The following is a 23,590-nucleotide window of genomic DNA, read 5'->3' as shown; positions in this document are numbered from 1 at the left end:
TGGATAAGCAGACTATTGATGAAACTGTTTGTTAGTTACTGAGATGCGACGGTCTTTTTTTAATGTTTAAACAGCGACCCCAAACGGTCTCTTTCTAGACAAGATAATTTTAGCCGATTAATTTCGCTATTCTGGCTGTTTGCCTAAAAAGCTGCGGAATATTCTTGATAAAGATTGAATAATTCTTCTCTTTTGTTGATATTCAGTTTGATATAGATATTGTGAGTATGGGTTTTAACAGTCCCTACAGATAAATAAAGGGAATCAGCAATCTCTTGGTTATTTTTATGTTTAAGAAGGAGCTGAAGAATTTCGCTTTCTCTAGCCGTAAGATCATAGTTGGAGCAAAAATTTTTAAAGGCGGCGGTCGTCTCCTTCGTTAGATCCACATTTCTTGTTTGGTTGTTAAACTTTAATCGCAGGTTTTTTAAAAGGGAGTAGCTAAGGATAATGGCATAGGTTATTGAAAAGAGGTCTTCATTAAAATTGCGGTTTTGAATTTTTAGGTTAAGGGATGAGTAGTGATCAATATAGAAAATAACGATGAAGTCTTCCAGTGTAATACTAATTGCAAAAATTAGACAAATGATCCCCATACCCCTTAGGTAGAAATTGTAGGGTTTGTTCTGATCCAGAGCGCGGGAAGATTTTAGAATGGCTAAACACCCACAGTAAAATAGGAAAAGCTGATTTGGGAGATAAAATAAAAAAACCTGCAGTGGGGATTGAACAAGGTAGGTAGCTGCCAGCATCCACACAATGTTCACTATCAAGGGTAAGTAATAGGCTATCGTAAATTTTTGATCACTTAAGAGAAGAATAATCTTTAGCAGACAAAAGTTAATAATGGCAGACAGGACTAATTTTGACGTTGGCAGTCCGACGAATGTTTGATTGTAAAATTGTGTAAATGATCTAATTAGCTCTGTCATAGAGATGATACTGCTATTTAAGATAAAACAGGTAAAAAAAATAGCAAGGATTCCAAATATTGATTTCAGAACTTGGTTCTTTTCAATTAAAAAAGCTAGGAGAGATAAGGAGAAGGCACTAGCATAAATGATAAGCAAGGTGACACTGTAAAGATAAATCAGTTCCATAGTCTATATCCTCTACTTCCTATGGCTATATCGGCTTAATTGTAGCATAAAACGATTACATTTTTATATCAACCTAGGGACTAAACTTATCTAAACTTTACATTATTCAGTTTAGATGCTCCACGCTAAAATGCAAGCTTAGCGGAATTTAGAGAAATAAGAGGTTTACAGCTTGAAGATTATTTTCAACTTAGGCGGAACGGCTTATACTCAAAGAGTCTTACAATAAATCAGGTTTAAGCTTAACGATTAAAAGGAGGTAGCACGATGATGGATGCAAAAAAAGATTATATTACCACAGAGGATTTCAGCAAGGAAGAGTTGCTCAATTTGGCAGAGTTGTCCTTGAAAATCAAAGCCTGTATCAAGCAGGGATATTATCCACCCTTATTAAAAAATAAAACGCTGGGTATGATTTTTCAGCAAACTTCTACGCGGACACGGGTTTCTTTTGAGACAGCTATGACGCAATTAGGCGGTCACGCACAGTATCTTGCGCCGGGACAAATTCAGTTAGGCGGCCATGAAACCATCGAAGATACTAGTCGGGTTCTGTCACGTTTAGATGATATCCTAATGGCGCGTGTTGAGCGCCATCAAAGTGTTGTTGATTTAGCGCGCTATGCTTACATACCTGTTATCAACGGGATGTCGGATTATAATCATCCAACACAGGAACTTGGTGATCTTTGTACCATGCTAGAACATCTACCGGCTGGTAAAAGTCTGGAGGATTGTAAGGTTGTTTTTGTTGGAGATGCTACGCAGGTTTGCTTTTCATTGGGCTTGATGGTAACTAAGATGGGGATGGAGTTTGTCCATTTTGGTCCTCAAGGTTTCCAGCTTAATGATCAACATAAAGAAAAATTAGATGCTGTCTGCGCTGTTTCTGGCGGTAAATATAGTGTGACAGATAAGGAAGACGCTATTGAAGGTGCCGATTTTCTCTATACAGATGTTTGGTATGGACTTTATGAAGCTGAGTTGTCAGAAGAAGAGCGAATGCGAATTTTTTATCCTAAGTATCAAGTGGATAGCGACATGATGGCAAAAGCAGGTAGCCAGTGTAAATTTATGCACTGTCTGCCCGCAACTCGGGGAGAAGAAGTAACAGATGAAGTGATGGACGGTGCTCATTCCATTTGCTTTGATGAAGCAGAGAATCGCCTAACCTCTATCAGAGGACTGCTTGTTTATCTTGTGAGAGATTATGAAAATAGGCATCCGCTTGATGCGGGACTTCAATCTGAGGCAAGGGCTGATTTAGAAGACTTCCTTCAAAATCAGTAACCATAAAGCCGTTGCTGAGTAGAGCTTTTCCTTACTTCAGCAAGATATTTTTGTTCATAAGAGAGGCAGTCATTATGGAAGAACAAAAGAAAAAATTTAGCCTGATAAGTGCGGTACTGTCAGTCATCTGTGTTGTATTTGTTGCCGAAGCAGCAGCGCCGGTCGCTGTTATTGGGAACTCTCAGTTTTTCTGGTGGCTGTTTCTGCTCATTGCCTTCTTGCTCCCTTATGGCTTGATTTCATCAGAACTGGGGACAACTTATATTGGAGATGGCGGGATTTACGATTGGGTAACCAAGGCTTACGGACATCGCTGGGGATCGCGGGTCTCGTGGTACTATTGGATTAATTTTCCCCTATGGTTGGCTTCCTTGGCTGTTATGACGCCGGGACTTTTGACAACAATTACGGGCATTAGGTTTTCTGTACCTCTGCAGGTTGTTATTGAGCTCGTTTTTACATGGATTATTGTTTGGATTAGCTTTTACCCGGTGAGTGACAGCATCTGGATATTAAATGGTGCAGCCGTGATTAAGATGATTTTAGCGCTCCTAGTCGGACTGCTTGGTGTTTATACGGCTTTAACAAAAGGAATGGCTAATGATGTGACCTTAAGGTCACTCTTGCCAAGTTTTGATCTTAAGAGTCTCTCTTTCATTTCTGTTATCATTTTTAATCTGTTAGGGTTTGAGGTTATTTGCACCTTTGCCAATGATATGGAAAATCCCAGAAAACAGATTCCGCAGTCAATTATCGTGGCTGGGATAGTGATTGCTGCGATTTATATCTTTTCAGCTTTTGGAATTGGTGTTGCAATCCCTGTTAGAGAAATCTCAACAAGCAGCGGTATGATGGATAGCTTTAAACTGTTAACAGGCTCTTCTGGTGGATGGTTTATTATTCTTATGGCAGTGCTTTTTCTAACCACCCTTTTTGGCAATATGATTTCCTGGTCATTAGGGGTCAACAATACGGCCTGCTATGCAGCGGAAAACGGAGACTTACCTAGTGTATTTAAGATTAGAAGTCAAAAAAATAAAATGCCAGTTGGCTCGGCTGTTATGAATGGAGCAGTAGCAAGCGTGGTTATCATAGCAGCTCCTTTTCTTCCTAATCAGGATTTATTTTGGGCTTTCTTTTCTCTTAATTTGGTTATGTTTTTGCTATCTTACGTGCCTGTTTTTCCAGCCTTTTATAGATTGCGGCAGATTGATCCAGACATCCATAGACCCTTTGAGGTTCGTGGGGGATTAGGCTTGCTCAAAGTTTTGGTAGTTTTGCCAATGGTTTTAATTACCATTTCACTAATATTTACAGCCCTGCCTCTCTCCTTTGACAAGGCCAGCCTGACAGAGCAGCTGCCAATTACTATCGGATCTCTTCTTTGTATTATTATTGGGGAGTTCATTATTAAATTAAAGCATATCAATAAATGAAATTTGGAGGAAAGGTAACATGGCAAAAAGGATTAATGGTAAGACACCCAAAGCAGACGGATTTTATATGCCAGCTGAGTATGCACCGCAAGATAAGGTTTTTATGATTTGGCCAGAACGTCCAGATAATTGGCGCAATGGTGGCAAGCCAGCACAAAAGGCTTTTGCGGATGTTGCGCGTGCTATCAGTCGTTTTACAAATATGAATGTGCTTGTCTCTGCTCAGCAATTTCAGAATTGCCGCAGACAGCTGCCTCCTGAGATCACAGTTTATGAGGTTTCCAGCAACGATGCTTGGGTGCGGGACTGTGGACCAACTTTTGTTATCGATGGTCAAGGCCGGCGCAGAGCTGTAGACTGGGCCTTCAATGCCTGGGGTGGATTAGTAGATGGTCTCTATTTCCCTTGGGATCAGGACGATCTAGTAGCGCAAAAAATATGTGAGATTGAAGGGGCTGATTCCTATCGCACATCAGATTTTATCCTAGAGGGAGGCTCTTTTCATGTGGACGGTGAGGGTACTGTCTTGACAACTGAAATGTGCCTTCTCAGTCAAGGACGTAATCCACAGCTGACTCGTGCAGCGATTGAGAAAAAACTTTGTGATTACCTTAATTGTGAAAAAGTTCTGTGGCTCAAAGACGGTATTGATCCAGAGGAAACTAACGGTCATATTGATGATGTGGCCTGCTTTATCGCCCCAGGTGAAGTTGCCTGTATCTATACGGACGATGTCAGCAGTCCTTTTTACGAGGCTGCCCAAGACGCTTATGCAAGGCTAAGTAAAATGACTGATGCCAAGGGGCGTCGGCTAAAGGTTCATAAACTTTGCTGCCCAGTTAATACGATTACCATCAAGGGTGATTTTGCCATTGATTATGTGGAAGGGACTATCCCACGTGAGGATGGAGATATCTGCATTGCTTCTTACATGAATTTCCTCATCACGAACGGGGGTGTTATCGTTCCTCAGTACGGTGATGAAAATGATGCTCTAGCCTTGGAGCAAATTCAGGCATTCTTTCCTGATAAGGAAGTAGTGGGTGTTAACACAGTCGAAATCGTTTATGGCGGAGGCAACATTCACTGCATCACTCAACAGGAGCCCAGTGTATAAGTGAGGTGACTTATGGCTACTAATGTCATTGCCCTAGGTGGCAACGCTATTTTGGACAAGGATCCAACTGATACTGGTCAAAAAAAGGTAGTCAAGACTGTTGCTAAGTCTATTGCTGATTTTATTGAAAGAGGAGAAAAGGTGGTCATTTGCCACGGGAATGGACCGCAGGTTGGCAATCTGCTTAATCAGCAAAGAGCTGGTGAGTCGGATATTAATCCAGCGTTTGGTCTTGATACCTGCGTTGCTATGACTCAAGGAAGTATTGGTTACTGGTTGCAAAATGCCTTAAAAAATGAGTTACAGCAACGCAACAACCCCAGTTCTGTTGTAGCCACTGTGTCTCAAGTTTTAGTCGATAAAGAAGATCCTGCTTTTAAGAATCCCAGCAAGCCGGTTGGTTCTTTTTACAGTAAAGAAGAAGCCGTGCTTGAAAGGAAAAAGTCTAAAACAAGTGCTGTTTTTAAGGAAGATGCTGGTCGCGGTTACCGCAGAGTAGTGCCGTCGCCTTATCCAATGAAAATTATTGAAAATGCTGCTATTAAAAGTCTTGTTGCAGACGGTATTATTCCAATTTGTTCAGGTGGTGGGGGCATTCCAGTTATTTATGATAGAGGTGTTTATCAGGGGATCGAAGCTGTTATTGATAAAGATTTTTCTGCTATGATGCTAGCGAAAAATATTAAGGCAGATCGGCTGATTATCCTGACAAACGTAACCAATGTCTATATCAACTACAATACACCTCAGCAAAAGGCCTTGGAAGCCGTCACGGCTTCTGAGCTTAAGACCTACATTGCTCAGAATCAGTTTGCAGCAGGCAGTATGCTTCCTAAAATCCAAGCAGCTATTGACTTTGTCTATGAATCTACCAAAACAGCAGTGATTACCTCTTTCGACCAGCTCCCTTATATCCAGCAAGGGGTCGGGACAGTAGTTACAGATGGGTAATTCTATAAGTAAGAACGCCTCGGTTGGGACGTTCTTTTGCTTTATGGCCTAAAATTTTGGTGGTCTAGCTGGTCTTTTCCAATTCCTATTTATCCTTTTTCTTTACATCCTTTGTTTACTCTTGTACAATGAAATTATTAGGATCACCGCTTCTTTGATGCGACAAGGCGGATATTTTATAAGATGATTGAACCAGCGTTAGGAGACTATTATGACAGGAACCAAGCAGTACAATTGGGCAACCTTAGGAACGGGTGTCATTGCTAATGAATTAGCTCAGGCCTTGCAAGCTCAGGGCAGAAAACTCTACTCAGTTGCTAATCGCACTTACGAAAAGGGCGTGGCCTTTGCTGAAAAATATAGGATTGAGAAAGTCTATGACAAGATTGATGAGGTGTTTGAAGATCCAGCCGTTGATATTATTTATATCTCAACACCCCACAATACCCACATTAATTTTCTGCGCAAGGCTTTGACAAAAGGTAAGCATGTGCTCTGCGAAAAATCTATTACCCTTAATTCTGAGGAACTAACAGAGGCTATTCAGCTGGCAGAGGAAAATCATGCTGTATTAGCGGAGGCCATGACGATTTTCCACATGCCCATTTACCGTAAACTCTCAGAGATTGTAAATTCCGGCAAGTTGGGGGAATTGAAGTTCATTCAGATGAACTTTGGCAGCTATAAAGACTACGATATGACCAATCGCTTCTTTAGTCGCGATTTGGCGGGCGGTGCCTTATTGGATATCGGCGTCTACGCTTTGTCCTTTGTTCGCTGGTTTATGGTATCGAGCCCCAACCAGATAGCTTCGCAGGTTAAGCTGGCACCGACAGGTGTGGATGAGCAGGTCGGTATCCTTCTGACCAATGACCAAGGCGAGATGGCGACTATTACCCTCAGCCTCCACGCTAAGCAGCCTAAACGGGGAACTATTGCTTATGATAAAGGCTATATCGAGATTTATGAGTATCCGCGCGGTCAAAAAGCAGTCATCACCTATACCGAGGATGGCCATCAAGAAGTGATCGAAGTAGGAGACACCGCTCAGGCTCTGGCCTACGAAGTCGCCGATATGGAAAAAGCGGTCGCAGGTATCGAGGACAGCATGCACCTGGACTATACACAAGATGTCATGACCATCATGACCCAGCTGCGCCGAGAATGGGGAATGACCTATCCTGAAGAAGAATAAAAACAACTCAAGAACGTATTACCTTGAGTCTATAGCTGTTGTCAAAAGTTAAATCAGACAAAAAGCCATCTATGTCAGGTTCAAGCCAAGACTGTATTTGAACAAAAGAGTTTCTGCATACAACATGCAGAGCTTTTTGTTAAGCCGCTGTAAAATAATGCGGCTCAGAATTTTTTAAGACAGGATTTTTCAAATAGCGAGAGAAGATGTTACAAAATCTAACATCAATTTGTATATTTTCCTTGGCAAGTTATCTTTTGTGGGCTATAATGTAAGTATTCTGATAAAGGGAGGATAGATATGAACAACAAAAAGAGAAACAAAGGTGCTCTCTTGGGAGCTGCTTTTATCATGGCAACATCTGCTGTCGGGCCTGGTTTCTTAACACAAACGGCAAAATTTACCAGTGACTTCTCAGCTAGCTTTGGCTTTGTTATTCTTGCTTCGATTGCTTTAGCCTTGATTGTTCAGACCAATATCTGGCGTGTATTGACGGTCAGCGGTTTGAGAGGACAGGATATTGCTAATAAAGTGCTGCCGGGATTAGGCTATGTTCTGGCTTTTCTGATCGTTTTAGGCGGTCTTGTTTTTAATATTGGAAATGTCGGCGGAGGAGCGCTTGGTTTTAATACCTTGTTGGGTCTTCCTACAGAAGTCGGTTATTTCTTAGCTGGCGGTCTGGCCATTTTAATTTTTCTCTTTAAAAATGCCATGACAGCTATGGATACTTTCACCAAGATATTGGGCGGCCTGATGATTCTCGTCATCTTTCTTGTTATTCTCATTGTTAATCCTCCTTATGGAAGCGCTTTAAAAGAGACCTTTATGCCATCAGCAGGCTTTTCAAATCTATTCAATGCTATTTTAACGCTTTTAGGTGGCACGGTTGGAGGCTACATTACCTTTGCAGGAGCTCACCGTTTGATTGATGCTGGTTTTACAGGACAGGAAAATTTAGATCATGTTAAGAAAAGTTCCATTACGGGAATTTCGATTGCAACAATTGTTCGCATTTTCTTATTTCTGGCTATTTTAGGTGTTGTTGCCAAAGGTGCTGCCTTAGATCCCAATAATCCAGCAGCAGATGCTTTCAAGCAAGGGGCTGGTGAACTTGGTTACCGTTTCTTTGGTTTGGTGCTCCTGTCAGCAGCCTTAACTTCAATCGTTGGTGCAGCTTATACCTCGGTTTCTTTTCTAAAGACCTTAAGCAAGACAGTTGCTAAATACGAAAAAGCGGTTACCATTGTTTTTATCATTATTTCGACCTTCATCATGGCCTTTTTAGGACAGCCGGCTAATTTATTGGTTGTTGCAGGAGCCTTAAATGGTTTGATTTTGCCTTTGACTTTAGGTATTTGTCTCATTGCCAGCCAAAAAACCAGCATTATGGGGTCAGTTTATAAGCATCCTAAATGGCTGTTCTGGCTGGGTGTCATTGTTGTTGGGATTACGGCTTATTTAGGAATAGTGTCCTTAGGAAATTTGGGACAATTGTTCTCATAATGAGAATGAAAGGGGGCTTGTATGGAATACAGGATTAGAACAGCTGGTGATTCAGCCCTGCTGATTGAATTCGAGCAGGAAATCAAGCAGGAGACAAATCAAAAAATCAAAGCTATCCTTCAGTGGCTGAAAGAACAGTCTATTGAAGGGATTCTTGACATGGTTCCTGCATTTGCTTCCCTGCTAATCAGTTATGATCCGCGTCTCCTCTCTTACGATAGTTTAATAAATCAATTAGATACTTTATTGCAACAGGAGGTCAAGGAAAGCCAAGTTCAACAGCGAATTATTGAAATTCCTGTCTGCTATGGTGGAGCATACGGTCCGGATTTGTCCTTTGTCGCTCAGAATGCTGGTCTGACAGAAACGGAAGTCATTGCCAGGCATACTAGCCGTGACTATCTCATTTATATGCTGGGATTTCTGCCAGGTTTTCCTTATCTAGGTGGTCTCGATGAGACCATTCATACGCCTCGTTTGGAAAATCCAAGGCTGACTATTGCAGCTGGCAGTGTTGGCATTGGCGGCAGCCAAACAGGTATTTACCCTATGGCTTCTCCTGGCGGCTGGCGTTTAATTGGCAGAACACCTCTTAAGACCTATGACCCTCAAAGACGGCAGCCCTTTATCTTTGGAGCTGGTGATTATATTCGTTTTAAGGTTATTGACGAATCCGATTATGATAACATTTATCAAGCGGTTTTGGCAGGAAATTATGAGGTTACTGTATTGACCGGAGAGGAGGTCAGGGATGGGCATTAGAATCATCAAACCGGGTTTTATGACAACTGTTCAGGACAGCGGCCGCAATGGTTATCAAAGTCAAGGATTCAGTGTTTCGGGTGTTATGGATGTCAGATCGTTTCGGATAGCCAATCTTCTGCTGGACAATCCTGAAAATGAAGCTGTTCTTGAATTTTCTCTGGTGGGCCCAACCTTAGCATTCACTCAGGATACGATTATTGCCATCACCGGCGGTGATTTTCAGCCGACAATCAACGGAGAGCCGGCAGCCATGTATACTGCTCTTTATATACACGAAGGAGATGTTCTAGCCTTTGGCGGTGCTAGGACGGGTTCGCGGGGTTACATTAGTTTTTCTGGCGGCTTGAAAATTCCAGAAGTCATGGGGAGCCGCTCAACCAATGTTAAAGTTGGCCTGGGAGGCTTTAAAGGCCGGCAGCTACAAGCGGATGACTATATTCCCTTTCGCAGCAAGCGTCTGTACCTGCCTCACTTTTTATCCCGAAAACTACCGGCGGATGACTTTGATCAGGATGCGGCTGTTTTAAGGGTTGTTTTAGGGCCTCAGGCACAGCATTTTACGGAAGAAGGTCTGCAGACTTTTCTAAGGGAAACCTATACGGTTACCAAAGATTTTGATCGCATGGGCTGCCGTTTAGACGGTCCCTCTATTGCCCACAAGGACAAGGCAGATATTATTTCGGATGCGACTGTTTTTGGTGCCATCCAGGTGCCAGCTCACGGCAAACCCATTGTCTTATTGGCCGATCGGCAGACAACGGGTGGCTATACCAAAATAGCAGCGGTTATTTCTGTGGATATTCCAAAATTGGTTCAAAGAAAGATGAATCACAGCATTAACTTTGAGGCTGTTTCGGTTGAAGAAGCCCAAGACTTGCTACAAAAGGAAGCCGCTAAATTGGAACAAATGCGCAGCCAGATTTACCAGCCCTGCCCGGAAGTACTAACGAGACGTCCCACTGCTAAACGTCTAGCCGCCCTTTTTGAGCAAGGTTGAACGTTGCAATTGTGTGATATTTAAGTAGGAAATGCGATGATTGAAAAAATACTTGTAGCCAACCGCGGCACGATAGCGGTCAGCATTATTCGAGCTTGTCGCTGCCTGGGAATCCAGTCAGTTGCTGTCTATTCCAAAGAGGATGCCAAGAGTCTTCATGTACAGCTGGCAGACCAAAGCCTTTGCATTGGTCAGGACTCGCTTGAAAACAGTTATGTGAACCAGAAGCATATGATTTCGGCTGCTTTATATACGGGAGCCGATGCTATTCATCCGGGCTATGATTTTCTGGCAGAAGATGCCGAGTTTGCCAAGCTTTGTCAACAACACGGCCTTATTTTTATTGGACCGAGTCCCGAGCTTCTTGAACAGCTGCATGATAATTCTCAAATGGATCAGATAGTGGCAAAAGTTAATCCTAATCTCTTATCTGAAAATTCAGCTATTAATTCTAATGAAACTGCAAAAGAATTCGTGGACTCTTCTCGAACGATTGAAGTCCCAATTGTTGCTGATCATTTTGGCAATATTGTTGCTTTGGGAGAAAGGGACTGTTTGAGTCAGGAAAATGGACAGACAATACTGGAAGAGACGCCCTCACCTGCTCTTGATACGAAAAGTCGAAAAAATTTAGCACAGACTGCTGTTGAGATCGCTAAGGCTACACACTATACCAATGCCGGGACGGTTAGCTTTGCGATGGACAAATCAAATCGATTCTATTTTAGAGGAGTCACTGCTAGCATCTTATCTGGCCATGCTTTGACAGAAATGGTAGCGGGTACAGACCTGATTGTTGAGCAGATTAGAATCGCCGACAGGCAGCTCCTATCTTTTAAACAGGAAGACATTACTAGCAAGGGGTATGCTCTTGCCTGCCGTATTAGAACACAGCTTTCCTGCAAAGATTCTAAGGCAGAGTCTAGCTTAGTAAAGCATTTGCATCTGCCTGCGGGAAATGGTATCAGGGTGGATACCGCTCTTTATGTTGGTTATCAAATTCCTGAAAATTATAATCCAGAAATTGCTCAGATTATTGTTCAGGCAGCCGATAGATTGGCGGCCATTCAAAAAATGCAGGCAGCCTTAGATGAAATGGTAGTGCTTGGTGTTGAAAGCAATTTGGATTTTCAGTATAGTATAATGGAAGACCCCAAATTTAGAGAAGGTAAGATTGATAAAAATTTGATAGAATCATTATGAATTCTTAACCCAAGGAGATCAGTATGACATATAAAGTTGATTTGAATAGTGACTTAGGTGAGAGCTTTGGTGCTTATCACATGGGACAAGACAGTGAAATTATTCCTTTGATTAGCTCAGCGAATATTGCCTGTGGCTTTCATGCAGGAGATCCCTTGGTTATGCTAAGAACAACCCAGTTGGTTCAGGAAAATAAAATTGCTATGGGAGCTCACCCAGGTTTCTCTGACCTAATGGGCTTTGGCCGCCGCAACCTTCAGATAAGCACCAAAGAGGCTGCAGCCGATACGACCTATCAGATAGGAGCCTTAGATGCTTTTGCTAAGGCCAGCAATATGCAACTGCAGCATGTGAAACCCCACGGTGCTCTTTATAATATGGCCTGCAAAGACAGCAAGCTGGCCAGAGCCATTGCTCAGGCGGTTGCCAGTTACGATGACAGGTTAATTCTTTTGTGTCCCGGAGCCAGTGAATTAGCGCTGGCTGCCAAGGCCAGCGGTTTACGAGTGGCAAAGGAGGTCTTTGCTGATCGTGCCTACGAAAATGATGGCTCCTTGGTTAGCCGAAACAAAGAAGGCGCCATGATTACCGATGAACACTTGGCTATTGAACGCTTGATTCAAATGATTAAGGATAAGACAGTTGTTAGTATTGATGGCAAGACCATACCGATTGAAGCTGATTCCGTTTGTGTCCACGGTGATGGTCCCAAAGCGCTTCAATTTGTCAAAGAAATCAGACAAGCCTTTCAACAGAAAGGCATCACAATTAGCCCTTTGGCAGACATTGTTGACTGAGCTTCTGCACAAGCTCCTCAATAATCCATAAAAAACTCAGCATTGTATTGAAACGGTTTTTAGTGTTTTCTTTGGCATGCGTTTTGCTAAATAAAAAAAGAACGGAGCTTCTTAAGTTAGTAGCAGAAGCTCTGGGTATGACCTGCCGGGTTGTCCAGCAGGTCTTTACTTGAATGTGCAGCATCCCTTACTCTATGTCTTTGTTAACTAGCAAAAGCGCCTAAAATTTATAATTCAGATGCTGAAGAATTTATTAGAAGGTCAATATCTAGAACAAAAAATTCTTTCACATTTTTTGATCCACCATATTACGAAAAAGGACCAGGTCTTTATACAAATTTTTATAAACCTAAAGACCACGAGAGTTTAGCAAAAACAATCGAAAAATATATGTCTGACAAACAATGGATTGTGACATATGATTATAATATCACTATTGGGGATCTATATTCAGCTTATGAAAATTACCTTTACTATCTTAACTACTCTGTTACTAAACCAAGCAAGGGCATTGAATATATTTTCTTTTCAAAAGAAACAGAAATTGGTCATATCGAAAAATTTTTACAATTGGCACAAGTAAGTATACGTTAGGCTATTCTAGCGTGTACTTTTTCTTTCCCTTCATTTCAAACTCCCGAACAAATATGTTATAATAGTCCTGTATAATTCGTAAAATGAAAGGAATTGAACCCGGGCGGAAAGCGGGGGATTTAGAGTTACAGTTGTTTTAGCTTTAGTTGGTCGCAACTGTGGCTGCCTTAAGGTGCGAGTGGGCTTTTGTGCAGACACAAGGCGCTGGTTCTCTAAAATTCTGCTGCTTTTCTGTTCGCTCTTGGTATCTTAGCTATGAAACTTTTGGTTGTTGGTTCTGGCGGTCGCGAGCATGCGATTGCGAGGAAGTTGTTGGAGTCTCCGCAGGTTGAGCAGGTCTTTGTGGCGCCCGGCAATGATGGCATGACCCTTGATGGGTTGGATTTGGTTAATATTGGAATTTCCGAACATTCTGCTTTGATTGATTTTGCTAAAGAAAATGACATCGCTTGGACCTTTATCGGTCCTGATGATGCCTTAGCAGCTGGCATCGTTGATGATTTTAATCAGGCTGGGCTCAAGGCTTTTGGTCCGACTAAGGCAGCAGCGGAGCTGGAGTGGTCGAAAGATTTTGCTAAAGAAATCATGGTCAAATACGGGGTTCCGACAGCAGCCTATGGCACATTTTCCGACTTTGAAGAAGCCAAGGCTTATATCAAGAAACAAGGTGCACCAATCGTCGTTAAGGCTGATGGTTTAGCGTTGGGCAAGGGCGTTGTCGTAGCTGAAACCGTGGAGCAGGCAGTCGAAGCAGCGCGCGAGATGCTGCTGGACAATAAGTTTGGCGATTCTGGTGCGCGTGTGGTTATCGAAGAATTTCTGGACGGTGAGGAGTTCTCGCTCTTTGCCTTTGTCAATGGGGATAAGTTCTACGTCATGCCTGCGGCGCAGGATCACAAGCGTGCCTATGACGGTGACAAGGGGCCAAATACAGGCGGTATGGGGGCCTATGCACCAGTTCCCCACCTACCACAAAGCGTGATTGACCAGTCGGTTGACAGCATTGTCAAGCCAGTGCTTGATGGCATGATTAGGGAAGGGCGTCCTTATCTTGGGGTGCTTTACGCGGGGCTTATCTTGACCAAGGATGGTCCTAAGGTCATTGAGTTCAACTCCCGTTTTGGCGATCCCGAGACCCAGATTATTTTACCGCGCCTGACTTCTGACTTCGCGCAGAACATCACGGACATTTTGGCTGGTAAGGAGCCTGACATCACTTGGCTGGATGGGGGTGTGACCCTCGGTGTGGTGGTCGCTTCAGATGGCTATCCGCTGGCCTACGAAAAAGGCGTGGCTTTACCAGAAAAGACCGACGGCGACATTATCACCTATTATGCAGGGGCTAAGTTTTCGGAAAATAGCAAAGCGCTGCTGTCAAACGGCGGCCGTGTCTATATGCTGGTTACCACAGCCGACAGCGTCAAAGCTGCGCAGGAAAAAATTTACAAGAAACTTGCCCAACAAGAAACAACAGGCCTCTTTTACCGACATGACATCGGAAGCAAAGCTTTATAATTCAGGCGCATTAAATATTGAGACATGAGGCTTGAATATAAAATTTTGGTGTTTGAAAAATGAAAAATAGACTGCTATTTTTAGAAGGTTCTAGCTTAACTTCAAGAGAGACGCTAACAGTATTGCTAAAAGAGGGCTACGAAGTTGATGTCTTGTCTCCTGATAAGTTTTCTATTGCAAGATTCAGTCGACTCACTCATAGAATTCCGACAGTTGATGTGAATCGTTTTCCTGTAGATTATTTGAAACAAGTTAATCAGCTGTTTCATCAAAAAAATTATGTGGCTATTTTGCCAACACATGAAGAAGGCTGGTTATTGGCAAGTGGGAAGAAGTTTTTACCAACTCATTTGCCAGTAGCGCTTGCTGATAAGGAACAATTTGAAAAGTTAGCCGGGAAGATCGCTTTTGCTGAAATTTCAGATCAGTTAAATTTGCCGATTCCTAAATGGGAGCGTGTGGAAAAACTAGAATCTATTTCGCTTTCCTATCCTTATTGGCTAAAGGCAGACCATGGCACTGCTGGACGTTCGGTTTATAAAATTACAAGTAAAGAAGATTTGGCCAGAGCCGCGAGCGTTTTATTGGCCAATGATGAAAAATGGATGGTTCAGCAAGATATAAAAGGAGAATATGGGCAAGTTCAAGCAATATTTAATCACGGGAAATTACTTGCAGTTCATTCTAGTATAAAGGTTGCATCTGGTGCTGGTGGTTCAGCTGCTGCTAGATTAAGTATAGAATCTGAAATAACGAAAAAACATGTTGAAAAGTTAGGAAGTTATTTAAAATGGCATGGAAGTCTAACCTTGGATTTTATACGTGTTCATCATCAATTTTATTATATAGAGTGCAATCCCAGAATGGTTGAACCTGCTAATGCTTATAAAGCGGGGGTTAATTTCCCGAAAATGATGATAGAATTAAGCAATGGCAGCTGCTCTCAGCCTGATATCTGTATAGGAAAGGCTGGAGTAAAAACACACAGTTTGTTGGCATTGATAATTGGCACTGCTGAAAGAACCAAGAGCAGGAGAAAGATATTGCAAACAACAGGACAATGGCTTTTAAAAAGTGATAGTGAGGAGGTTTTAACACCAGTTTGGAAAGACTTTTTGAGTTTTATTCCTCTTGCCATTATTACAATCCGATTATTGATAAATCCTGGAAGTGTCACAAAACTGGTCAATAATACTGTTAAACATTACAGTGTGGAAGCAGCCACCCTAAAAAATATTTGAGTAAAAGATTCCATTTATTCAAAGGAAAAGGAATATTTCGTTTAGGTTACTTATTCTTTTCTACGGGATTTTCGCAAATAACCAAAAGTCGCTATAACATAAAAAAACGAAAGGAACTGAACACGGGACTAATTTCCTAAGAAAAAAGATAAAACTGCCTAGACGCAAGCGTCGTCGTTAGTTTCCTATTTTTCTACTGAAATTTTCGGTAAACCGAAATGTCCCTTTGTATCTTATTATGAAACCAATTATTTCTATTATCATGGGCTCCAAATCCGACTGGGCCACCATGCAAAAAACTGCCGAGGTTTTGGACAAATTCGGTGTGGCTTATGAGAAAAAAGTGGTCTCTGCTCACCGCACACCAGACCTCATGTTCAAACACGCTGAAGAAGCACGCGACCGCGGCATTAAGGTTATCATTGCAGGTGCTGGCGGTGCAGCGCACTTGCCGGGTATGGTAGCAGCCAAAACAACGCTGCCTGTTATCGGTGTGCCTGTCAAATCACGCGCCCTCTCAGGGCTTGACTCACTCTACTCTATCGTGCAAATGCCGGGCGGCGTACCTGTGGCAACTATGGCCATTGGAGAAGCGGGAGCTACTAATGCTGCTCTTACTGCCCTGCGAATTCTCTCGATTGAAGATCAGAATTTGGCAAAGCTGCTTGCAGATTTTGCAGAGGAACAAGGAAAAATCGCGGAGGCGTCAACGGATGAGCTCAACTAAAACCATTGGTATTATTGGCGGCGGCCAGCTGGGGCAGATGATGGCTATTGCAGCGGTTTACATGGGCCATAAGGTGGTGACACTGGATCCGACGGCGGACTGTCCTGCTTCGCGCGTGTCTGACATGATTGTGGCATCTTACGACGATGTGGATGCTTTACGAGAATTGGCAGCGCGCTGCGATGTGCTGACCTATGAGTTTGAGAATGTCGATGCTGACGGACTGGACGCGGTCATCAAGGACGGTCAGCTGCCGCAGGGGACTGACCTGCTGCGCATTTCGCAAAACCGTATTTTTGAAAAAGACTTCCTCGCCAACAAGGCCGGCGTGACAGTCGCTCCTTATATGGTCGTGACTTCCAGCCTAGACTTGGAGAATTTGGATTTGGGCAAGACTTATGTCTTGAAAACGGCCACAGGCGGTTACGATGGCCACGGTCAAGTTGTCATTAAAAGCAGCGACGATTTAGCTGCCGCTAGCCAATTAGCCAATTCTACTGAGTGTGTCTTGGAAGAATTTGTGGACTTTGACCTTGAAATCTCGGTCATCGTGTCAGGCAATGGCAAGGACGTGACAGTTTTCCCTGTTCAGGAAAATATCCACCACAACAATATCCTCTCAAAGACCGTTGTCCCAGCCCGCATCTCAGACCAACTGGCTGAGAAGGCCAAGACCATGGCTGTGCAAATTGCCCAAAAACTCAATCTCTCAGGCACCCTCTGCGTGGAAATGTTTGCGACAGCCGATGATATCATTGTCAACGAAATCGCCCCGCGCCCCCACAACTCAGGGCATTACTCTATCGAAGCCTGCGACTTTTCGCAATTTGACACCCATATCCTAGGCGTGCTCGGTGCACCCCTTCCAGAAATTCACCTCCATGCCCCAGCTGTTATGCTCAATGTCCTCGGCCAACACATAGAAGCAGCGCAAGACTATGTTGCCAAAAACCCTAGCGCCCACCTCCACCTATATGGCAAAGCAGAAGCCAAGCACAACCGCAAAATGGGCCATGTGACGGTGTTTAGTGATGAGCCTGATGAAGCGAGGGAGTTTGGGGAAGGAGCAGATTTTTAATGGGAACTTAAAGAATTATAGAGAAAATTTTAATGAGCTTTATCAATATATTGTTAAATATTTGTCTCTGTCATTTGGGTTAAGCGATTTTCTTCCTAATTGATAAAGTTGTTGTTAGGGAAAGAAGATTTTGAATAAGGGAAGAGAGCAATTTGCTTTTAAGTATTTATAAAGGGGAAAACAAACATGGAAGTAGATTTTTTTAATACTGATAATAATACTTTAAAAACAGACAGTTTAGAAATAGACAATAACATCTTATCAATGAGAAATAATACTATTCAAATAGATAATATTTCTATGATGAGTAATTCGGAATTGAAATTTAAAGTTACAATGGGAGAAATCATAGTTGCTCTACTCTTTTTCTCTCTTCTATTTATAGATTTTATACCGAAGATTATACCAATAGTTGTTTTAGGTGTGTTGGGGTATATCATCTATCAAAGATATCAGAAACATTTGAAAGATAAGTATTTTATTGAATTTAATCTTGGATCAAGTAAAAATTATTATTTATTTTTCGAAGATAAAAACTTTAGAGATGAAGTTTCAGAGGTAATAAAAAAATCGTTTAATATTAAAGACCAAACAACCTATATTGATATAAAAAACCAAAATATCAACAGTGGTTTAGGTACTCAAGAAATAATTCAAGGTAAAACAGTAAATGAAACTAGTGTAACAGGAAATGATAATATTGTTGGTACTGATTTTGGACAAAAAAATACTATCGCAATTAAAGGTGATGCAATATCCAATTCCAACATTGTTGAGGATGCAAAAATATCTAATTCTAATTTAGAAACAAATAAAAGTTTGCCTTGGGAAGAATTAGCAGCAGATTTAGAACGTATAATTAATGAAAATAATTTTTCGGATGAGATAATAAAAGTTTTTACAGAATTGCTAAATGCAAGTAAAGAACAGGACTCTAATACATTTAATTCGGTTGTCAAAGAAAACGAGAATTGGTTTGATAAATCTTTTGTAAAAGCTGCTATGTCGGCTACCTTAGCTAATATAATTTCAGGAATACTTTTGAAATAATTTAAATTGGTAAAAACTTAAAAAGATTTATAATATAGCTGAATTTTAGATGAGAGAACAAACATGAAAACAATCGGTCTTATCGGCGGCATGAGCTGGGAGAGCACAACGACTTATTATCAGCTCATCAACGAAACAATCAAAAAAGAGCTTGGCGGTCTGCATTCGGCTAAGATTCTGCTTTACAGTGTTGATTTTGCGGAGATTGAGCGCTATCAGGCCAGCGGCGATTGGGCTAAGAGTGCGGAAGTGCTGATCCAAATTGCCCAGAAGCTGGAGCAGGCTGGTGCTGACTTCATTGTTATTTGCACCAATACCATGCACAAGGTGGCTCCGCAGATTCAAGAAAAAATCACCGTTCCTATTCTGCACATTGCGCAGGCAACTGCTGAGGCCCTTCTTGAAAATGGCATTCAAAAAGTCGGTCTCCTAGGTACCAAGTACACTATGACCCAAGATTTTTACAAGGATAAGCTGCTTGAGGCTGGACTCGAAGTACTGATTCCAGATCAAGCTGGCATTGCTGAGGTCAACCGAATCATCTATGATGAGCTTTGTCTGGGAGACATTAAAGACAGTTCCAAGCAAACCTACCTTGCCATCATTGATGATTTGAAAAAGGCTGGCGCCCAAGCCGTTATCCTAGGCTGCACAGAGATTGGTCTCCTTGTCAAACAAGCAGACACAGACCTCCCCCTCTATGACACAACAGCTATCCACGCAGAGAAAGCCGCACAATTGGCGATGAATGAATAGCTCGAAAGAAACCTGTGACAACTTTGACAGAAGGTGCTGAAATGGTATGATGGTATCAGGAGGTTAACACATGGAACTATTCATCTCAAAAGTCATCAGCAGCTTTTTAGAAATAGTGTTATTTGCTATCATTCCATTTATTTATTGGTTTGGTATAGACAGGAAACACGCTACCTTTCTAGACTGGCTAGGCTTTAGAAAAGTCCGTAGACATGATTTTAAACAAGTCTTTGTGCCTTTGCTAGTGATGACAGTATTATTTTTACTCATTTCTCTTTTTATTTTATTCCGCTTAAAAGGAGCATCAACGGCGACAACCGTTTTCCGAGGCGGTGGTTTTAAAGTTTTGCCTGCCATTCTCATTTATGGAATATTTAATACCGCTCTGCCGGAAGAATTGTTTTTTAGAGGATTCTTATTGAAGCGTCTTATGCAAAAGCTGGCCTTTCCTTTGGCTAATACCATCCAGTCCTTGTTTTTTGCTTTGATACATGGTTTCATGTTTTTAAAGGTGCTGGATATTGGTTCCACAATGATGGTTACAGTGTTTACGTTTGCTATTGCTTATGGAATGGGCTATATCAACGAAAACAAGGCTCAAGGTTCCATTATTCCAAGTTGGATTATTCATGCGGCAGCTAATATTTTTTCAGGCATATGTGCTGCGTTTATGTTGATTTAGCGTCAAACTAGTCGTTAAAATAGTATTAATAAATAGGAGAAGAAATAGTGGTAAAATCTAATAGGAAAGCAAGTTTCCCCTATCCCATTGATAAGGTCTGGGAAGTTGTAACAGACTTATCAAATCAAATCTGGAGAAGTGATCTTGGTCAATTTGAAAAGATAGATGATAGCCATTTTATTGAATACACTCAAAATGGCATTCAGACAAATTTTAAGGTAACCAAAGTTGATTTGTACAAGCTCTGGGAACTTGAGTTTGAAAACAAAAATCTCCAAGGCACTTGGATAGGACAGTTTGATTATCATGATAGCCAAACAGTTCTGGATTTTACAGAAGATGTCACTGTTAAAAACGCTCTCCTGTCACCATTTGTCTGGCTTTATTTAAGAAAGCAACAAAAACAGTATTTCCGAGATTTAGAAAAAGCGTTGCAAGTTTAATAGTAAAACAGGACTGTTCATTAGCACAAAGAGAAATTGGGAAGAAGAAAGGCAATGTTGTTCTTTGAACTGAACACTGACTAAAAAACCGTGTAATTAGCGTTGAGTGAGTGATTGTTGTGGTAAACTAGAAATAGGAAAATTCCTACAATTTTATTTTCTATCTGGAAGGATATAAATGGATCTTTTATTAATTGATAATTCAAATATTTTTATAGGATTAAATCAATTTGAGTACGGAGCAAGAATTGATTATATAAAATTTGTAAAAAAATATACTAATAACAATAATCAGAAGAAAGTCTTAGCTGGTTCAACTCCTCCTCCAAATGATAGTTTTTGGAAAACGATGGAGAATAATGGATTTGAAGTTCATACTTATGAAAGAACCAAATCTGGGGAAAAAGGTGTGGATGGTAAAATATTAGTAGAGGGGATGGAACATATTGCGGAAACTAAAATTCCAGGAAAACTCATAATTATGAGCGGAGATTTAGATATGCGTTCTCTAATTGAGAAGGCCTATTCTAAAAAGTGGAAAATATTTCTTTGGTCATGGAAAGATAGTATTAATTCAGAGTATGTTTCAGGAGACTTGAATTGGTGTCTTCAAGAAATTAATTACCTTGATGATGTTGCTGATGAGGTTGTATATTTTAATGACGGCATTTACCCCAGAGAGTATTTAGGAGAAAGAAAACTTCGACTTGAGAGAGAAGGACAAGAACGGAAACTAAATCAAGCTAAGCAAAATGCCAAAAATAAAATATTAAATTTACAATATGTTACTAATCAAGATGATTATTTGATTAAAATTGACGAAATAATTGATTTTGAACAAATTTCAGAAGTTAACAATATCCTAAATGTGGCTCAAATGGAAAATAACAAGTTGGAAAAGGAAGCAGAGGATGAAGCTGCTGAACAGAAACGTCTACAAGAGGAACAAAAAAGACAAGATAAAGAGTTTTGGAAACGGAAAAGGAGTTGGATTGCAGGGGGTGCTGTCGCTGCTGGTAGCATTATTGTATATACTATCAAAAAATTAACGAAATAGCTTTGAAATAAAGAATATTTATAAGATAGAGGTGAAATTATGGATAATGAAAAAGTTGGATTTGTTCCTATTGTATATTTAAGTGATGGTGACTCATTTGCTGATGGATTTTATGAGACATACGAGGAAGCTGAATTAAATAGTGATGCAAGTGAAATTGAAAATGCTATGGCTACTGGTGCAGAGGTATTACATTTAAGTGACCCTTTTGAGTATCCAGATGAAGAGTATGCTTCGGTGGATTATATTGAAATCGAAGAAATGACATACGGTGAATATCTAATGAAATAGTTAATTTTGGTTAGCTTGATAATAAAAATGTAAAACAGAAAGGAATGGATTATAAGTTATAGCAACTGAACCCGGGCGGAAAGCTCGGAATTTAGATAAACCGCCTCGGACGCAAGCGTCCATCGTTGGTTTCCTAAAAATTCAGTCGCTTTCTTGTCGCCCTTGGTATCTTAAATTATGTTAGATCGTTATTCACGCCCTGAGATGGCAAACATTTGGACAGAAGAAAACAAGTACCGTGCTTGGTTGGAGGTGGAAATCCTCGCCGATGAGGCATGGGCTGAGTTGGGTGAGATTCCTAAGGAGGATGTGGCCAAGATTCGTGAGAAGGCGGATTTTGATGTTGACCGCATTTTGGAGATTGAGCAGCAAACCCGTCACGATGTGGTGGCCTTTACTCGTGCGGTTTCTGAAACCTTGGGTGAGGAGCGCAAGTGGGTGCACTTTGGCTTGACCTCGACAGACGTAGTGGACACGGCTTACGGCTACCTCTACAAGCAGGCTAATGCCATCATTCGCAAGGATTTGGAAAATTTTCTGGCTATCATCGCTGATAAGGCTAAGGAACACAAGTTCACCATCATGATGGGCCGTACCCACGGTGTCCATGCGGAGCCAACGACTTTCGGGCTCAAACTCGCAACTTGGTACAGCGAAATGAAGCGCAATATCGAGCGTTTTGAGCATGCTGCCGCTGGTGTGGAAGCTGGTAAAATCTCTGGTGCTGTTGGGAATTTTGCCAACATTCCGCCCTTTGTGGAAAAATATGTCTGCGACAAATTAGGCATCCGTGCTCAGGAAATCTCAACCCAAGTTTTACCGCGTGACCTGCAAGCTGAATATTTTGCAGTCTTGGCCAGCATTGCAACCTCAATTGAGCGCATGGCGACGGAAATTCGCGGTCTGCAAAAGTCTGAACAGCGCGAAGTGGAAGAATACTTTGCCAAAGGTCAAAAGGGCAGCTCAGCTATGCCCCATAAGCGCAACCCGATTGGCTCTGAAAACATGACGGGCCTTGCGCGTGTTATCCGCGGGCACATGGTGACAGCCTATGAAAATGTGTCCCTCTGGCACGAACGTGACATTTCTCACTCATCGGCTGAACGTATTATCGCGCCTGATACGACTATTCTCATTGACTACATGCTCAACCGCTTTGGCAATATCGTCAAGAACCTGACAGTCTTCCCAGAAAATATGAAGCGCAACATGGGCTCTACCTTTGGTTTGATTTTTAGTCAGCGTGCTATGCTAGCTTTGATCGAAAAAGGCATGACCCGTGAAGAGGCTTATGACCTTGTCCAGCCTAAGACTGCCCAGTCTTGGGATAATCAAATAGACTTCAAACCGCTGCTGGAAGCAGATCCAGAAGTGACTTCCCGCCTGACCCAAGAAGAAATCGACGAAATCTTCAATCCTGCCTATTATACTAAGCGTGTGAAAGAAATTTTCAAAAGAATTGGCTTAGAGGAATGATAGAGTAAGTACAAGCAGGTGCCTTCACTTGCTTGTTATTTATTTCCAAGGTTGGCAAAACATTTTAGAAAAATTTTCTAATTTTTTTCAAGCCATATTGACAGCATACAGGAAATGATGGTACACTAATAAGGCTAGAAGGCAGTAAAAATTATAGTTAAAAAATATTAAAAAAAGTATTGACAATTTCTAAATGAGATAGTAGACTATAAGAGTTGCTTTTAGCGGCAGGAAAGACCTTTGAGAACTGAATAGACAAGAAACCAAGCGTGCGGGTTAAGGAATTAACCTGTCAAGAAACAATAAACGGATAAGCCAGAAGTGCT

General features: G+C 41.6%; 22 protein-coding genes and 1 pseudogene. 22 read left to right on the top strand and 1 reads right to left on the bottom strand.

Features of this window, described 5'->3' with window-relative positions:
- Positions 1 to 143 precede the first annotated feature (143 nt).
- Positions 144 to 1,100, bottom strand: coding sequence for a response regulator transcription factor (locus tag ACVR1G_RS09770; RefSeq protein ID WP_447452988.1), 957 nt, complete (start codon positions 1,098 to 1,100; stop codon positions 144 to 146).
- Between the two features lie 270 nt (positions 1,101 to 1,370).
- On the opposite strand from ACVR1G_RS09770, the gene ptcA reads away from it, so the two are divergent.
- The 22 genes and pseudogenes from ptcA to purB all read left to right on the top strand — a co-directional run bounded on the left by ptcA (position 1,371) and on the right by purB (position 23,264).
- Positions 1,371 to 2,390 (top strand): putrescine carbamoyltransferase, encoded by a 1,020-nt coding sequence (gene ptcA / locus ACVR1G_RS09765; protein WP_447453010.1) that lies wholly within the window; start codon positions 1,371 to 1,373, stop codon positions 2,388 to 2,390.
- Between the two features lie 74 nt (positions 2,391 to 2,464).
- On the top strand, positions 2,465 to 3,826 hold the full coding sequence (locus ACVR1G_RS09760; RefSeq protein ID WP_447452987.1) for an APC family permease: 1,362 nt from the start codon (positions 2,465 to 2,467) through the stop codon (positions 3,824 to 3,826).
- Positions 3,827 to 3,845: 19 nt separating this feature from the next.
- Positions 3,846 to 4,943, top strand: coding sequence for an agmatine deiminase (gene aguA / locus ACVR1G_RS09755; RefSeq protein ID WP_447452986.1), 1,098 nt, complete (start codon positions 3,846 to 3,848; stop codon positions 4,941 to 4,943).
- A gap of 12 nt (positions 4,944 to 4,955) precedes the next feature.
- On the top strand, positions 4,956 to 5,894 hold the full coding sequence (arcC, locus tag ACVR1G_RS09750; protein WP_447452985.1) for a carbamate kinase: 939 nt from the start codon (positions 4,956 to 4,958) through the stop codon (positions 5,892 to 5,894).
- A 211-nt stretch (positions 5,895 to 6,105) separates the two neighbouring features.
- Positions 6,106 to 7,089 (top strand): Gfo/Idh/MocA family protein, encoded by a 984-nt coding sequence (locus tag ACVR1G_RS09745; RefSeq protein WP_447452984.1) that lies wholly within the window; start codon positions 6,106 to 6,108, stop codon positions 7,087 to 7,089.
- A gap of 300 nt (positions 7,090 to 7,389) precedes the next feature.
- On the top strand, positions 7,390 to 8,592 hold the full coding sequence (locus tag ACVR1G_RS09740; RefSeq protein ID WP_057491528.1) for an NRAMP family divalent metal transporter: 1,203 nt from the start codon (positions 7,390 to 7,392) through the stop codon (positions 8,590 to 8,592).
- 21 nt (positions 8,593 to 8,613) lie between these two features.
- Positions 8,614 to 9,354, top strand: coding sequence for a 5-oxoprolinase subunit PxpB (gene pxpB, locus ACVR1G_RS09735; protein WP_447452983.1), 741 nt, complete (start codon positions 8,614 to 8,616; stop codon positions 9,352 to 9,354).
- Complete coding sequence (locus ACVR1G_RS09730) at positions 9,344 to 10,354, top strand: 5-oxoprolinase subunit C family protein (protein ID WP_447452982.1); 1,011 nt, start codon at positions 9,344 to 9,346, stop codon at positions 10,352 to 10,354. The genes pxpB and ACVR1G_RS09730 overlap by 11 nt, the downstream gene beginning before the upstream one ends.
- Positions 10,355 to 10,390: 36 nt before the next feature.
- Positions 10,391 to 11,557 carry a biotin carboxylase N-terminal domain-containing protein gene (locus ACVR1G_RS09725; protein ID WP_447452981.1) on the top strand — a complete coding sequence of 389 codons (1,167 nt, stop codon included), beginning with the start codon at positions 10,391 to 10,393 and terminating at the stop codon, positions 11,555 to 11,557.
- A 23-nt stretch (positions 11,558 to 11,580) separates the two neighbouring features.
- The gene (locus tag ACVR1G_RS09720; RefSeq protein WP_447452980.1) at positions 11,581 to 12,354 is read left to right on the top strand and encodes a LamB/YcsF family protein; all 774 of its coding nucleotides are present in this window, start codon (positions 11,581 to 11,583) and stop codon (positions 12,352 to 12,354) included.
- A gap of 213 nt (positions 12,355 to 12,567) precedes the next feature.
- A pseudogene (locus ACVR1G_RS09715) lies at positions 12,568 to 12,948 on the top strand (DNA adenine methylase); the annotation flags it as partial.
- 255 nt (positions 12,949 to 13,203) lie between these two features.
- Entirely contained in the window at positions 13,204 to 14,463 is a 1,260-nt protein-coding gene (purD, locus tag ACVR1G_RS09710) for a phosphoribosylamine--glycine ligase (RefSeq protein WP_447452979.1), read from the top strand.
- Positions 14,464 to 14,522: 59 nt separating this feature from the next.
- A complete protein-coding gene (locus ACVR1G_RS09705; RefSeq protein ID WP_447452978.1) occupies positions 14,523 to 15,704 on the top strand; it encodes an ATP-grasp domain-containing protein in 1,182 nt (393 codons plus the stop codon).
- 238 nt (positions 15,705 to 15,942) lie between these two features.
- Positions 15,943 to 16,431, top strand: a complete 489-nt coding sequence (gene purE, locus ACVR1G_RS09700) for a 5-(carboxyamino)imidazole ribonucleotide mutase (RefSeq protein WP_057491552.1) — start codon at positions 15,943 to 15,945, stop codon at positions 16,429 to 16,431.
- Complete coding sequence (purK, locus tag ACVR1G_RS09695) at positions 16,418 to 17,509, top strand: 5-(carboxyamino)imidazole ribonucleotide synthase (RefSeq protein ID WP_447452977.1); 1,092 nt, start codon at positions 16,418 to 16,420, stop codon at positions 17,507 to 17,509. The genes purE and purK overlap by 14 nt, the downstream gene beginning before the upstream one ends.
- A 186-nt stretch (positions 17,510 to 17,695) precedes the next feature.
- On the top strand, positions 17,696 to 18,559 hold the full coding sequence (locus ACVR1G_RS09690; RefSeq protein ID WP_447452976.1) for a hypothetical protein: 864 nt from the start codon (positions 17,696 to 17,698) through the stop codon (positions 18,557 to 18,559).
- Between the two features lie 63 nt (positions 18,560 to 18,622).
- Positions 18,623 to 19,315 carry an aspartate/glutamate racemase family protein gene (locus tag ACVR1G_RS09685; RefSeq protein ID WP_447452975.1) on the top strand — a complete coding sequence of 231 codons (693 nt, stop codon included), beginning with the start codon at positions 18,623 to 18,625 and terminating at the stop codon, positions 19,313 to 19,315.
- A 70-nt stretch (positions 19,316 to 19,385) separates the two neighbouring features.
- The gene (locus ACVR1G_RS09680; protein WP_447452974.1) at positions 19,386 to 19,997 is read left to right on the top strand and encodes a CPBP family intramembrane glutamic endopeptidase; all 612 of its coding nucleotides are present in this window, start codon (positions 19,386 to 19,388) and stop codon (positions 19,995 to 19,997) included.
- Between the two features lie 47 nt (positions 19,998 to 20,044).
- Positions 20,045 to 20,440, top strand: a complete 396-nt coding sequence (locus ACVR1G_RS09675; protein WP_447452973.1) for an SRPBCC family protein — start codon at positions 20,045 to 20,047, stop codon at positions 20,438 to 20,440.
- Positions 20,441 to 20,618: 178 nt separating this feature from the next.
- Positions 20,619 to 21,497 (top strand): NYN domain-containing protein, encoded by an 879-nt coding sequence (locus tag ACVR1G_RS09670; protein ID WP_447452972.1) that lies wholly within the window; start codon positions 20,619 to 20,621, stop codon positions 21,495 to 21,497.
- A gap of 39 nt (positions 21,498 to 21,536) precedes the next feature.
- The gene (locus ACVR1G_RS09665; protein WP_447452971.1) at positions 21,537 to 21,788 is read left to right on the top strand and encodes a hypothetical protein; all 252 of its coding nucleotides are present in this window, start codon (positions 21,537 to 21,539) and stop codon (positions 21,786 to 21,788) included.
- A gap of 177 nt (positions 21,789 to 21,965) precedes the next feature.
- Positions 21,966 to 23,264 carry an adenylosuccinate lyase gene (gene purB, locus ACVR1G_RS09660; protein WP_447452970.1) on the top strand — a complete coding sequence of 433 codons (1,299 nt, stop codon included), beginning with the start codon at positions 21,966 to 21,968 and terminating at the stop codon, positions 23,262 to 23,264.
- The last annotated feature ends 326 nt before the right edge of the window (positions 23,265 to 23,590 follow it).

The sequence above is a fragment of the Streptococcus dentasini genome, assembly GCF_053206945.1.
Note: the sequence above shows the minus strand (reverse complement) of the source record. Positions and strands in the feature narration are given on the sequence as shown.